This is a genomic window from Streptomyces sp. NPDC007095, assembly GCF_040634475.1.
In the GTDB taxonomy this organism is placed as follows: domain Bacteria; phylum Actinomycetota; class Actinomycetes; order Streptomycetales; family Streptomycetaceae; genus Streptomyces.
This window is the reverse complement of record NZ_JBEYFS010000006.1, coordinates 77,434-90,903: the sequence shown is the minus strand read 5'-3', so window position 1 is coordinate 90,903 and position 13,470 is coordinate 77,434. Positions and strand designations below refer to the sequence as shown.

11 protein-coding genes are annotated in these 13,470 nt (G+C 72.2%); 5 read left to right on the top strand and 6 right to left on the bottom strand.

All coding sequences use genetic code 11. The features are described 5' to 3' along the window. Positions 1-86: 86 nt before the first annotated feature. Positions 87-1,418 carry a divalent metal cation transporter gene (locus tag ABZ656_RS03830; protein WP_360264146.1) on the bottom strand — a complete coding sequence of 444 codons (1,332 nt, stop codon included), beginning with the start codon at positions 1,416-1,418 and terminating at the stop codon, positions 87-89. Continuing rightward, positions 1,415-2,761 carry a CBS domain-containing protein gene (locus tag ABZ656_RS03825; protein WP_360264143.1) on the bottom strand — a complete coding sequence of 449 codons (1,347 nt, stop codon included), beginning with the start codon at positions 2,759-2,761 and terminating at the stop codon, positions 1,415-1,417. Before ABZ656_RS03825 ends, ABZ656_RS03830 begins: the two co-directional genes overlap by 4 nt. A gap of 522 nt (positions 2,762-3,283) precedes the next feature. Between ABZ656_RS03825 and ABZ656_RS03820 the strand changes: the two genes are divergently transcribed. Together ABZ656_RS03820 and ABZ656_RS03815 are read left to right on the top strand one after the other, a co-directional pair. Then, entirely contained in the window at positions 3,284-4,603 is a 1,320-nt protein-coding gene (locus ABZ656_RS03820; RefSeq protein WP_360264140.1) for an acyltransferase, read from the top strand. 447 nt (positions 4,604-5,050) lie between these two features. Continuing rightward, complete coding sequence (locus ABZ656_RS03815; RefSeq protein WP_101401603.1) at positions 5,051-6,127, top strand: LacI family DNA-binding transcriptional regulator; 1,077 nt, start codon at positions 5,051-5,053, stop codon at positions 6,125-6,127. Here the strand turns inward: ABZ656_RS03815 and ABZ656_RS03810 are convergent. Continuing rightward, positions 6,105-6,758 carry a ThuA domain-containing protein gene (locus ABZ656_RS03810; protein WP_360264136.1) on the bottom strand — a complete coding sequence of 218 codons (654 nt, stop codon included), beginning with the start codon at positions 6,756-6,758 and terminating at the stop codon, positions 6,105-6,107. The two genes, ABZ656_RS03815 and ABZ656_RS03810, sit on opposite strands and share 23 nt — an antisense overlap. 531 nt (positions 6,759-7,289) lie before the next feature. Between ABZ656_RS03810 and ABZ656_RS03805 the strand changes: the two genes are divergently transcribed. Then, positions 7,290-7,694 (top strand): VOC family protein, encoded by a 405-nt coding sequence (locus tag ABZ656_RS03805; protein ID WP_360264133.1) that lies wholly within the window; start codon positions 7,290-7,292, stop codon positions 7,692-7,694. Here ABZ656_RS03805 and ABZ656_RS03800 read toward each other — a convergent pair. Further along, the gene (locus ABZ656_RS03800; protein WP_101401600.1) at positions 7,677-8,372 is read right to left on the bottom strand and encodes a helix-turn-helix transcriptional regulator; all 696 of its coding nucleotides are present in this window, start codon (positions 8,370-8,372) and stop codon (positions 7,677-7,679) included. The two genes, ABZ656_RS03805 and ABZ656_RS03800, sit on opposite strands and share 18 nt — an antisense overlap. Position 8,373: 1 nt before the next feature. Next, complete coding sequence (locus ABZ656_RS03795) at positions 8,374-9,309, bottom strand: AraC family transcriptional regulator (protein WP_360264130.1); 936 nt, start codon at positions 9,307-9,309, stop codon at positions 8,374-8,376. Between the two features lie 103 nt (positions 9,310-9,412). On the opposite strand from ABZ656_RS03795, the gene ABZ656_RS03790 reads away from it, so the two are divergent. Continuing rightward, positions 9,413-10,264, top strand: a complete 852-nt coding sequence (locus tag ABZ656_RS03790; RefSeq protein ID WP_360264127.1) for an NAD(P)H-binding protein — start codon at positions 9,413-9,415, stop codon at positions 10,262-10,264. A 121-nt stretch (positions 10,265-10,385) separates the two neighbouring features. Here the strand turns inward: ABZ656_RS03790 and ABZ656_RS03785 are convergent, their stop codons facing one another. Further along, a complete protein-coding gene (locus tag ABZ656_RS03785; protein WP_101401597.1) occupies positions 10,386-11,546 on the bottom strand; it encodes a YihY/virulence factor BrkB family protein in 1,161 nt (386 codons plus the stop codon). 17 nt (positions 11,547-11,563) lie between these two features. Here ABZ656_RS03785 and ABZ656_RS03780 point away from each other — a divergent pair, with 17 nt between their 5' ends. Continuing rightward, positions 11,564-13,198 carry an acyl-CoA dehydrogenase family protein gene (locus ABZ656_RS03780; protein WP_101401596.1) on the top strand — a complete coding sequence of 545 codons (1,635 nt, stop codon included), beginning with the start codon at positions 11,564-11,566 and terminating at the stop codon, positions 13,196-13,198. Positions 13,199-13,470: the final 272 nt, after the last annotated feature.

Here is a 13,470-nt window from a genome sequence, read left to right as displayed (position 1 = left end):
CCACCAGCTCCTCACCCGGCGCGTCGTTTCCTTCCACAGCAGAGCATCACACCGCCTCCGCCCGTTCCCCGGCAGGCCACGGGTGATCAGGCGAGGCCGAACCAGCCCAGGACGGTCTGGACGAGGAGAACGGTGGACATGGCGGCCACACCGACGACCACGGTGGTGGCGGCGACGCGGTAGCGCGGGCTGTTGGCCGCGGGACCGAGCAGGGAGCGGCGGTTGGTGAGGACCAGCAGGTAGACGAGGACGACGGGGCTGATCAGGCCCTGGAGGACCTGGGTGCCGATCAGCAGCTGGATGACGTTGACGGGCGTGAGGGCGACGGTGGCGCCGAGGGCGATCTGGGCGGTGAACAGGCCGAGGAACAGCGGGGCGTCACGGAAGCTGCGGGAGACCGAGCGCTCCACACCCGCGGCCTCGCCGACGGCGTAGCTCGCGGACAGCGGGACCACGGCTCCGGCGAGGGCCGACGCGCCGATCAGGCCGAGGGCGAAGAGCAGTTCGGCGCTCTGTCCCGCGACCGGTTCGAGCGCCTTGGCGGCCTCGGCGGCGGAGGTGAGCGGTCCGGTGCCGCCGATGGCCGAGGCGGTGGCGATGATGATCGTCAGGCTGATGACGCAGGCGAAGACCGCGCCGAGGATCGCGTCGGCCCGGATCAGGGGGTAGTCCTCGGGCTTGGCGCCGCGGTCCACGACACCCGCGGCGGCGTAGAACTGCATGTAGGGGCTGACGGTGGTACCGATCAGCGCGACCGCGAGCAGGATGAAGGCCTTGCTGCCCGCCATGTGGGGAAGCACCAGGTGGGAGCCGACCTGGCCCCAGTGCGGGTGGCCGAGGATCATCGCGACGGGGTAGGTGAAGAAGGCCAGCGACATGATCAGGAAGATGCGTTCGGCCCAGCGGTAGGAGCCGAACAGGACGAGCGACCACAGCAGGACGGCGGCCGGGGGGATGACGGCCCACTTGGGGACGCCGAGGAGTTCGAAGGCGGCGCCGATGCCCGCGAACTCGCTCACGACCAGGCCGGTGTTGGCCAGCAGCAGGCAGCACACGGCGAGCGCGGTGAGGCGCAGGCTGAACTGTTCGCGGATCAGCGCGCCGAGGCCCTTGCCGGTGTACGCGCCGAGCCGTACCGCCATCTCCTGGACCATGACCAGGGCGACGGTCACCAGCACCATGAAGAACAGCGTGCCGTAGGCGAACTGGGCGCCCGCGGAGGCATACGTGGCGATGCCGGCGGCGTCGTTGCCCGCGTTCGCGGCGACCAGACCGGGCCCCGCGACCGTCGCGACGACGGCCAGGCGCCGCAGGCCCTTGCGGCCGACGGGGGACCTGGTGACCGCCTCGACGGAGGCGGCGGCATCGACGGGGACGACTGCCTCGACCGAGGCGGCGGCATCGAGTTCGCGGGTCACTGCAGGAACCTCCGGAAGTGCAGCCGGCCGCGCTCGGGCAGCACGGCGTCGAGGATGTCGTCGGCCAGGATCCGGCCGAGCGGGCGCTCGGCGTCGTCCACGACGAGGAGCGAGGAGGCGCGGGCGGCGACGAGCTGGTCGGCGGCCTCGGCCAGGCGGGTGTCGGGGTGTACGACGGCGGGCGGCCCGAACTGGGCCAGCCAGACCACCAGATCGGCCACCGAGGCGGTGTCGTCGGCCACCGCCACGTCGAACAGGGAGATGTCGCCGATCAGGCGGCCGTCGTCGTCGAGCACCGCGACCGCGTCGATCTCGGTACGGTGCTCGGCCTCGGCGGCCAGAGCCGCCCGTACCTGGGCGATGGTCCGGTCCTTCGTCGTGGTGATCAGCACGGTCGTCATCGCGCCGCCCGCGGTGCCCTCACGGTGGGTCAGCAGTCCCCGCAGCTCGGCCGCCTCGGCGGTGGGCATGCGCGTGAGCAGGGTCTCGCGTTCGTCGGGGGTGAGGTCGCGCAGGGCGTCGGCGGCCTCGTCCGGTTCCATCTCGTCGACCAGCCGGGCGGCGTGCTCGGGGCGGGCCTCGCGCAGCAGGTTCTCCAGCTCGGCCGGTTCCATCTCCTCCAGGGCGTCGGCGGCCTGCTCCGGCTCCAGCCAGCCCAGCAGTTGCTGGCGCTCGCTGCGGCCGAGGTCCTCGAGGATGTCGGCGAGGTCGGCCGGGCGCAGCCGGTGCAGCGCGGAGCGGGAGGCGCGCAGCCGTACCTCGGCGGGGCCGTCGGTGGCCTGCTCGGCGAACGGCGCCACGGACTGCCAGTCCAGCACCCGTTCCGGGGTCGGCCTGGCCTGCCAGCGGCGCGGGCCCAGCCGCCGCAGCAGGGTCGGCAGGGAGACGTCCACACCGACCAGCACCACCTTGTCGACGAGCGGTGCGAGGTACAGGTCGGCGGCCCGGGTGACCTGCACGCCGTCCACGTCGACGAGTTGGTGGTCCAGTACGTCCCGGGCGAGCAGCACCTCACCGGGGCGGCGGACGAAGTCGCGCAGGTCCACGCGCGCGGACCGCAGCCGCACATGACCGGCGTGCACCTTCTCCAGCGCGTCCGCGGGCAGGAACGCCCGCCGCCGGCCGATACGGATGATCAGGCCGGTGACCGGCGGGTACGGCTCGGGTCCGTAGAGCCGGGCGACCACGTCCACGACACGGCCGACCTCCTCGCCGGCCTGGTGGGTGACCGGGGCGCCGATCAGCCCGGCCAGCGAGACGAGGGAGGCGCGGACCGCCCTGGAGGCGGTGGCGCGGCGCTCCAGATGGACCCTGCGGTCGCGCAGGCGGGCCGTGGTGGACATGAGCCGAGTGTTGGCGGCCAAGGTGAACACCCCCTGGCCCCGGCATGGCGGGGCGGCAGGGCGGCACGGGACGGCACTCCCCCGGTGACCGGCGGCGTCGGACCGCACGCACACACCACGACGTCCCGCTGGGCACGGGCCGGGCGGGTACGGCCGACAGCGGACACGGCGCGGACCGCGGGGTACGGTCAGCCGGACGGGGCGGGGAGGGGCTGTCCCGGGCCGCGGAAGGACGGCGAGAAGAACGAGGACAACGCGGGCAGGGGCCGACTATGACCCGGACTACTGTCCATCACGCCTCCTCCCGGTCCACGCACGTGCGGACGCCTCACCGAACGAGGTGTCCCGTCAAACCGTGGCAAGACTACGTCTCCCCCGCCCCGGTCACCGCCGTCATGACCAGCCCTTGACCGCATCCCTGCCGGGCTCCTACCTGCGGGGGATGTCGTACCGGGCACGAATTGGTTGCGGCCAGGACTTCCCACGACGGCCGGCGGCGGCACTGCGGCAGCATGACAGCCCATGAGCAGAGACCGCTATGTCGACTTCCTGCGTGCGTGGGCGATCGGCCTGGTGGTGCTCGGCCACTGGCTGATCACCGCCCTGGTCCGGGAGCCGGACGGAGAGATCCGCGCGCCGGAGCTGCTGGCGACCGTGCCCTGGACCCAGTGGCTGACGCTGGGGTTTCAGATCATGCCGCTGTTCTTCCTCGCCGGGGGTTATGCGGCGGGCGGCAGTTGGACACGGGCCCGGGCGGCGGGCGGTACGGCCGCCGGATGGGTCGGAGCGCGGGCGCTGCGGCTGCTGCTTCCGGCCGCCGTGTACAGCATTCTTGTGCTGTCCGCCGTAGGGATCTGCTCGACGGTCGGCGTGGACCCGAACACCCTTGAACTGGTGGGCTGGGCGATGGCGATGCAGTTCTGGTTCCTTCCGGTGTATCTGCTGCTCAGCGCACTGACCCCGCCGCTGCACGCGGCGCACCGGCGCTGGGGGCTCCTCGTCCCGGTGGCGATGGGCGCGGTCGCCCTCGTGGCCGGCACCCTGGTGGTGACGGTGCACACGCCGTACGTCGGACTGCTCGACTACGTGCTCGTCTGGGGCGTGGCCTACCAACTGGGTTTCTGCTGGCGGGACGGCCTGCTGACGGAGCGCCGGCCGCTGACGGCCGCGCTGGCGGCGGGCGGCGGACTGGCCTTCACCGCGCTGATCACCCTCGGGCCGTTCCCGGTCAGTCTGATCCTGGTGACCGGGCAGACCCCCAGCAACACCGATCCGCCGTCGGCGGCGATGCTGGCGTGGGCGGTGGCCCAGGTCGGTCTGTGCCTGCTGGCCGCGCCCGCGGTACGGCGGCTGCTGGACCGAGAGCGGGTGTGGCGGGCGGTGCGCCCCGTGGGCGGTGCCAGCATGACGCTGTATTTGTGGCACATGCTGCCGGTGCTGATCGTCGCCGCCGCGTTCTATCTGACCGGCCTCGCGCCCGAACCCACCCTCGGGTCCGCGGCCTGGTGGGGACTCCGATTGCCGTGGCTCCTCGTGCTCGGCGCCGTCCTGACCGGTGTCGTGCGGGCGCTGCGTCCACTGGAGCGCGGGCTGGCCCTCCTCCACGAACGGACTCGCCCGGATCCCGACTCGCCCCGCCTGTGGCTGCCCTGGCTCGGCCTGACGACGGCCGTCACCTCCCTGACCCGCTTCGCCACCCGGGGCTTCGCACCCGACGGCCGGTTCCCCGTCCTGCCCACGCTGGGGCTGCTGTTGGGCACGACACTGCTGATGGCGGGTCGGCGGACGACGGTCGACCGGAACCCGGGCGAGCCCAAGGAGGTTCTGCGGAAGGCCGCCTGACGCCACGTCGATCGCCGTCGGCGGGCCGGACGGTCGGCAGATTTCAGGACCTTCCCCGTGTCGTCCATGGCTTCACGGAAGGCCGATCCGTCCGGTCAGAGCCGTCCGAGGAGCTCTCTTTGGTGCGCATCGCGAAGGAAGACGCCGAGATCATCCGACGGGACTGCGGTCCCGGGGTCGTCGAGGCACGTCACCAGCGCACGAACCGGGACGCGACCGATCTCGGCCGGTCGCATGTTGGGCACTACCCAGCCGCACGTTCGGTATTTCGAAAGTTTCGGCCCGCGAGGAGTCCCGTGAACTTCCGTCAATCCCCTCCCCTTCACGCCGTGTTGAGGCGGCCTTAATGTAGAAAGCGGTTGCTACGCGGTCGCGGTACCGGTCGCGCGAGCAGTGCTGTTCGAAACTTTCGACGGGCCCTCGGGCGGGCCGGGGAGGCGGGCTCTCGTGGTGCGTACGGGAAGCGTGACCGGGCCGACGCTGGCGGTCGTCGCCCGCGAGGCGGGGGTCTCGGTGCCGACGGCGTCGAAGGTGGTCAACGGCCGGGAGGACGTGGCGCCGGAGACCCGCCGCCGGGTCACCGAGGCGCTCGACCGGCTCGGCTACGTCCGCAGACCCCGCTTCGAGGCGGCAAAGCCACCGGGGCTGGTCGACCTCGTGGTGCACTCGCTGGAGAGCTCCTGGTCGGGCGCGGTGCTGCACGGGGTGGAGGGCGCGGCGCACGACGCGGGCCTGGAGGTGGTCGTCTCGGCCGGTCTGACCCGGACCAGGGGCGGGCGCCCGGAGCGCGGCTGGCTGGACAAGCTCACCACGCGGGGCTCGGCGGGCGTGCTGTTGAACCTGGCCGAGCTCACCCCGTCCCAGTACGCCTGGCTGGAGCAGCACCGCATCCCGTTCGTGATGATCGACCCGGTGCTCGAACCGCCGGCCGGTGTCGTGTCGGTGGGCGCGGCCAACTGGCAGGGCGGGGTGCTGGCTACGGAGCACCTCCTCTCCCTCGGCCACGAACGCATCGCCGTCATCGGCGGCTTCCGTCGCAAGATGTGCGGCAGCGCCCGGGTTGCCGGCTACCGCTCGGCCCTCGCCTCGGCCGGGATCGGACACCGCCCCGAGTACGTCCGTCACGGCGGCTTCAGCGAGACCGGCGCCCACCGCAGCATGCGGGAACTCCTCGACCTCCCCGAGCCGCCCACCGCAGTCTTCGTCTGCTCCGACAGGATGGCCCTGGGCACCTACCGAGCCCTGTCCGAACGGGAGTTGAGCGTCCCGGACGACATCAGTGTGGTCGGCTTCGACGACCTGCCCGAGTCCCGCTGGGCCACCCCGGCCCTCACCACCGTGCGCCAGCCGCTCTCCGAGATGGCCGCGACGGCACTGCGCCTGCTCGTGCGGATGATGGCGGGCGAGCAACCCGAGGGCAACCGTACGGAGTTGTCGACGCGTCTGGTGGAACGGGCGAGTACGGGGCCGGCACCGGGCAGTGGGAGAGCGGCCGAATCGCTCAGAGGGCGGCTGCCCAGGTGATGCCGCCGAGCAGATGCGCACGGAAGTCCGGGTCTTCGAACGCCTCCGAGGCATGCCCGAGCGCAGTGTAGAAGACCCGGCCCGCGCCCTGTTCCCGGCACCACACGAGGGGATGGTCCCGGCCCATGCCGCCACCCTCGTAGGAGGATTCGTCGGCGGAGGCGAGGACGCGGACAGCATCGCGCGGGCTGGTCCGGAAGTCGTACCACTCGTCGGTGAACTCCCAGACGGGCGGCAGATGTCCGGTCGCCGGATGTCCGCGGTCCTCGACGACGGCCTTGCCCGGCTGGTACTCCGGGTGCCGGTCGAAGCGCGCGCCGAGGAGTTCGCCGTAGTACGGCCAGTCGTACTCGGTGCAGGCGGCGGCATGCACTCCGACGAACCCGCCGCCGCCCTCGACGTACGCCGCGAGCCGGGTCCGTCCTTCCGGGGTCAGGACGTCCCCGCTGGTGGAGAGGAAGACGACCGCCACGTACGGGTCGAGGGGCGTCTCGAACGCGGCCGGGTCCTCGGTGGCGTCGACGCCGAAGCCGTGGGTCGCGCCCAGGGAGCGTACGGCGGCGACGGCGGCCGGGATGGAGTCGTGCCGGTAGGCGGTGGTCCGGGTGTAGGCGAGAACACGGGTGGTCACGGGCGCGAGCCTACGCCTGGGGATCGTCTTCGGCTGCGGGGTGGGGGCGAAGCCCCGGGGAAGCGGCCGGGGGCGAGGCAACTCACGCTCAACGCGTGGTACCCGCCTCGTTGTTGGGTGCCCCGTCCCCCGTCGACGGCAGGTCGCCCCGCTCCACCGGCGCCGTGGCCGTCGTCGGAGCCGGTGGCAGGACGGCGGCGAGTTCACCACCGGGAGCAACAGCACGCGCACAGGTCGGATCGTGGCAGCCATCCTGCCGCACGGGTGTTCCACAGGTGCATGTCTGCACAGATACACGTCAGTTCACGGCGGTGAACACGCCCACCGCGAGGAAGGCCACTGCCGCGAACGCCTTGACGGCCACCGGTCCCGTCATGTGCCGCCACATCCGCACTCTGCGGCCCGCTGCGGGCTGTGCGGCGGACGGATCACGGGCACGGTCGGCCCGGTGAGGCCGGTTCCGGTCGCCCCAGAGGGACTCTGTCCGATTCGTTCAAGACCCGCTTCCCGCCCCCTGCCTACGGTGTCCCCATGACTCCACGATTCGCCGTGATCGACCTGGTCGCCTCCGACATGGCCGCCACGCTCGCCTTCTACCGCCGCCTCGGCCTCGTCTTCCCCGAGGGCGCCGAGGACCAGCCGCACGTCGAGGCCGAACTGCCCGGCGGCTCCCGGCTGGCGATCGACACCGAGGAGACGATCCGTTCGTTCCACGCGGGGTGGCGGCCGCCGGCCGACGGGGGCGGCCGGATGTCGCTCGCCTTCGGCTGCGAGGGCCCGGCGGAGGTCGACTCCGTCTACGAGGACCTGGTCGGCGCCGGGTACCACGGCGAGCTCAAACCATGGGACGCGTTCTGGGGGATGCGGTACGCGGTCGTGCACGACCCGGACGGCAATGGCGTCGATCTGTTCGCGCCGCTACCCGCGCGCGAGTAGTTCACCCAGTGGGGTGCCTGCCAACTCCCTTACGTCCCGGGCCAGATGGGCCTGGTCGGCGAAGCCGGAGCGGGCCGCCGTCTCCGCGAAGGGGACCCCGGCGCGGGCGAGGGCGAGCGCCCGCTGCAGTCGCAGGACGCGGGCGAGGGTCTTGGGGCCGTAGCCGAAGGCGGTCAGCGAGCGGCGGTGCAACTGACGTGCGCTCAGGCCGAGTCGGTCGGCCGTCGCCGCGATCGACCGGCCCGCGTCCAGGGCCGTCACGACCTCCCGCAGCAGCGGGTCGGGAGGATCGGTGGCAGCCGCCCGGTCCAGCGCCACCTGCTCCAGCGCGGTCGCCGGGTCCGCGGCCGCGGCGACCCGCGCGGTGCGGCGCCGGACCTCCGAGGCGGGCCACAGGTCCGCCAGGTCGACGCGCAGGTCGCGGAGTTCGTGGGCGGGTACACCGAGGAACGTCGGCCCCGTGCCGGGGTAGAAACGGACACCCGCCCAGTGCCCGGCCGCGTCCCCGGGAACGTACGCCTGGGTGTCGGGCCCGGCGACGAGCAGTCGCCCCTCGTGCCAGAGCAGGTCCATGCAGCCGTCGGGAAGCACGGCCCCCACCGTGGAACCGGACGTTCCACGGGACCACACGACGGCGCCGGCCAACCGGGAAGCCCGCTCCACGTACCCGTACGTCACGCTACGCCGCCCGCGTCCGGTGCTCCTGCGGGCTGACCCCGTACACCCGTTTGAAGGCGCTGGACAGGGCGAACGCGCTGCCGTAGCCGACGTGACGGGCGATCGCCTCAAGGGTGTCGTCCGTTTCGCGCAGCCGGTCGGCGGCGAGGGCGAGGCGCCAGCCGGTGAGGTACGCCATCGGGGGCTCGCCCACGAGTTCGCTGAAGCGGCGGGCCAGCGCGGCCCTGGACACCCCGGCCTTCGCCGCGAGCGTCGCCACGGTCCAGGGGTGTGCCGGGTCGTCCTGAACGAGCCGCAGCACCCGGCCGACGACGGGGTCGGCGAGCGCCCGGTACCAGGCGGGGGCGGCGGCCTCCGGGCGGGAGAACCAGGCACGCAGCGCGGCGATCATGAGGAGGTCGAGGAGCCGGTCCAGGACCACCTCCTGGCCCGGCTCGTCGCGGACGATCTCCTCGGTGAGGATCGCGGTGAGCGGGCAGTCCCACACGTCCTGGGTGAGGGAGAGCAGCGGCGGCAGGGCGTCGAGCAGTCTGCCGTTGATCTCGCCCCGCATCATGTACGTCCCGATCAGCAACACCGTGGAGCCGTCGAGCCGGTCGCCCCAGGTGCGGACGTCCAGGTCCCACCGGCCCTTCAGGGACCGCCCGTCGGGGTAGGTGCACTCGCCGCCCGGCAGGATCACCGCCTGGGGCGGGGTCCCCGGGGCGTCCGCGCAGGTGTACGGGTCCGGGCCGCGGGCGATCGCGAGGTCACCGGCCCGCAGGAACACGCGCTCCCCCGCGTCCGGCACGATCCAGGCCTCGCCGCGCACCACGAGCATGATCGTGAGAGGGGCGCGGTCCTCGACACGTACGCACCAGGGCGGGTCGAAGCACGCACGGATCATGAAGGCGCCACGTGCCCGGGGGCCCTCCAGCAGGCCGGCGAGTGCGTCCATGGCGTCAGCGTAGACGTCTGAGGGGAGGGGACGTAGACGTCCGCTTATGGGAATGACTTCCTCGGCGATGGGAGTCCTGCCCGGGCGGCGATTCACTGGCGGTATGACGCAGAACAGGGCACGCGAAGAGCACGTACGGGACATGACGGTGCTGGTCACGGGCGCCACGGGGCGTACCGGGCGGCGGGTGGCCGAGGCCGCGCGGGCGGCGGGGCTGGGTGTGCGGGCCGCGTCCCGCGCGGCGGGGTTCGACTGGATGGACCGGTCGACGTGGGCGGACGCCCTTCGGGGTGCCGACGCGGCGTATCTCGTCCACCCCGCGGACGTCGGCTCGCCCGACGCGGCCGAGGTGGTCGGGGGTCTGGCACGGGAGGCGGTCGGGCTGGGGGTGCGGCGGCTGGTGCTGCTGTCCTCGCGGGGTGAGGAGCGGGCGCGGCCGGCCGAGGAGGCGCTGAGGGCGTCGGGCGCCGACTGGACGGTCGTTCGGGCCGCGTGGTTCGCGCAGAACTTCAGCGAGGGGCCGTTGGTGGAGGGGCTGCTCCGCGGGGAGCTGGTGTTTCCCGCCGGTGAGGTGCGGGAGCCGTTCATCGATGTGCGGGACATCGCGGACGTCGTGGTGGCCGTGCTCACCGAGGGCGACCGGTATGCCGGGCAGGAGCTCGCCGTCTCCGGGCCCCGGCTGCTGAGTTTTCGGGAGGCGGTGGCGGAGATCGCGGCAGCGACGGGGGGTGAGCTGACCTATCTCCCGGTGACGGCGCGCCAGTACGGCGATCGGCTCGCCGGGTTCGGGGTGCCGGCGGAGGAGGTCACGTTCCTCGTCGAGCTCTTCGAGAGCCTGCTCGACGGGCGCAACTCCTACCTTTCGGGGGGTGTGCGGGAGGTTCTGGGGCGGGAGCCGCGCGATTTCACTGCGTTCGCTCGGGAGGCGGCGGGGGCGGGTGTCTGGAAGGGGTAGATTCGGGCGGAACTCCGGGGTGCGTTCTTCGGGTGCGGGTGGTGGGGGTTGAGCGCGCAGTTCCCCGCGCCCCTCGGGCGGGGGCTGCGCCCCGCATCCGGCGCCCGCTCCCCACCGGCTGCTACTCGTCCGCGCAGTGGTCGTCGTCGTGCTTGCGGGGGTGGTGGGAGCTCTTCACGTGGGTGCGGAGGCGGGAGGTCACGTCCTCCGGGGGGAGGAAGCGGGACCAGCGTTCCGGGAACTCGGAGGGCATGTCCGGGTCGTCGGGGTCGGGGTCGGCGGCGCGGTGGGCGGCGGCGCGGGCGACGTACTCGGCGGCCTGCTCCTGACGCAGACGCTCGTTCGCGGCGCGGGCCGCGGCCGTGGCGGCGGCCGGCCAGACCCGGTCGATGGCTGCGTTGACCGCGGCGCCGACGAGGACGGCGAACGCGGACACACCGATCCACAGGAGGACGGCCACGGGGGCGGCGAGTGAGCCGTAGATCGTCGGGCCCTCGACCGTGCTGGTCAGATAGATGCGGAGCAGGAAGCTGCCCAAGACCCACATGGCGAGGGCGACCAGGGCACCGGGTACGTCCTCCACCCAGGGTGAGCGGACGGGCACTGACACGTGGTACAGCGTGGTCAGGAAGACGACCGAGAGCACGATGACGACAGGCCAGTACAACACCTGCACGAGCGTCGCCGACCACGGCACGATCTGCACCACCGCGTCCGGGCCCGCGACCATCAGCGGCAGCGCGATCGAGCCGATCAGCAGCGCCACGATGAACAGCAGGAACGACATCACGCGGGTCGCCACGATCCCCCGGGTGCCGTCGAGGCCGTACATCACGGTGATGGTGTCGACGAAGACGTTCACCGCGCGTGAGCCCGACCACAGGGCGAAGAGGAAACCGATGGAGATGATGTCGGGCCGGCCGCCCTTCATCACGTCGTGAAGGATCGGTTCGGCGATCTGGTGGACACCCTTGTCGGTCAGGACCGTGCGGGAGGCCTCCAGGATGTTGGACTCCAGGCTCGCGATCGAGTGCGCGCCGGTCCAGTCGTCGACGTAGCCGAGCAGTCCGATGAGGCTCAGCAGCAGAGGCGGCACGGACAGGAGTGTGAAGAAGGCGGCCTCGGCCGCCAGCCCCAGGATCCGGTACTCCATGCAGGAGTTGACGGTGTCCTTGAGCAGCAGCCAGGCGGTCCTGCGCTTCGACACGTTCCTGTACAGCGCGCGAGCGCGGTGAAAGCGGCCCACGGGAGGCCGTTCAGGTGTTTCTTTTGCCTGGTGCACGTCCTTACCGTATCCGTATGGCAGCCAGCACCCACACCGTGACCAACCAGGCTCCGCCCCTGGTCGGATATGACGTCTTTGCCGCCGACCGGGCCCTCGTGGAGGCGGTCGACCGGCATCTTGATCCAGGGCTTCTCGACGAGGCACGCGAGGAGCTGTCGCTGCTCGGGCGCACGACGGGCTCCGCGCAGGTGCAGGAGTGGGGGGTGCTGGCCAACGAGAACCCACCGAAGCTGCGCACCCATGACCGCTACGGCAACCGCGTCGACGAGGTCGATTTCCATCCCGCCTGGCACCGACTGCTCGGCAAGGGGGTCTCTGCGGGGCTGACGGCGGCCTGGAGCCGTCCCGGCGGTCACCTCAGGCGCGCGGCCGGCTTCGTCGTGTGGTCGCAGGCCGAGGCGGGCCACGGCTGCCCGCTGTCCATGACCCACGCGGCGGTGCCCGCCCTGCGCACCGACCCGGCGCTCGCCGCCCTCTGGGAGCCGCTGCTCACGTCCACCGTCTACGACCAGGGGCTGCGGCCCGCCTCCCAGAAAGCCGGTGTGCTCTTCGGGATGGGCATGACGGAGAAGCAGGGCGGCAGTGACGTACGGGCGAACAGGACCGAGGCGCGGCCCCTCGCCGAGGACGGCGCGTATGAGCTGACGGGGCACAAATGGTTCTGTTCGGCGCCGATGTCGGACGGGTTCCTGGTGCTCGCGCAGGCCCCGGGCGGCCTCACCTGTTTTCTGGTGCCTCGGGTGCTGGAGGACGGGACCCGCAACGTGTTCCGCATCCAGCGGCTCAAGGACAAGCTCGGCAACAAGTCGAACGCGTCGAGCGAGGTCGAGTTCGACGGGACCTGGGCACGCCGGGTCGGGGACGAGGGACGCGGAGTGCGCACCATCATCGAGATGGTCGCGGTGACCCGGCTGGACTGTGTGCTCGGCGCCGCGGCGATCATGCGGCAGGCCGTGGCGCAGGCCGTGCACCACTGCACCTACCGGGAGGCCTTCGGCGGCAAGTTGATCGACAAGCCGCTGATGCGCAACGTGCTGGCGGACCTGGCGCTGGAGTCGGAGGCGGCGACGACACTGGCGATGCGTCTCGCGGCGGCTTACGACAACGGCGGCGAGGACGAGCGGGCGTTCCTGCGGCTCGCGGTGCCGGCCGCCAAGTACTGGGTGACCAAGCGCTGCACCTCGGTGGCGGTGGAGGCGCTGGAGTGCCTGGGCGGCAACGGGTACGTCGAGGAGTCCGGCATGCCGAGGCTGCTGCGCGAGTCGCCGCTCAACTCCATCTGGGAGGGAGCGGGCAATGTGCAGGCCCTCGACCTGCTGCGCGCGCTCCAGCGGGAGCCGCAGGCGCTGAACGCGTTCCTGCAGGAGGTGGGCCGGGCCCGAGGCGCCGACCACCGGCTCGACGGCGCGATCAAGAACCTGCTGGGCGAACTCGCCGACCTGGACGGTATCGAGGGGCGCGGGCGCAGGCTCGCGGAGCGGGTCGCGCTGGTGCTGCAGGGGTCGCTGCTCGTCCAGTACGCGCCTCCGGAGGTCGCCGACGCGTTCTGCGCCTCACGGCTGGGCGGCGACTGGGGCTCGGCCTTCGGCACCCTGCCGCACAGTCTCGATCTGGCCACGGTGGTGGAACGGGCCCGACCGGTTTCCTGATCCGGTCTCCGCACCGGTGGCGCGGGGGTGGTGCTGCGCCGACACGGCACCACCCCCGCTCTCTGGCCCCGTTGTGAGGAGCGCGAACGCCGCACGGGCGGCGTTGCTCAAGTTTCCGACCCCGTACGGCTGTTCGCCAGGGTTGCAGGGGGTTGCAACTTTTCCGGCTTCTGTGGCCGGACTGTGTCCCTCCGTCGGCGCCGGGCGGCACTATGAGAACAGCAGTCAGTACGGGCCCGGGTGACCGTGGCCGAAAAGGGCCGGGCAGTGGT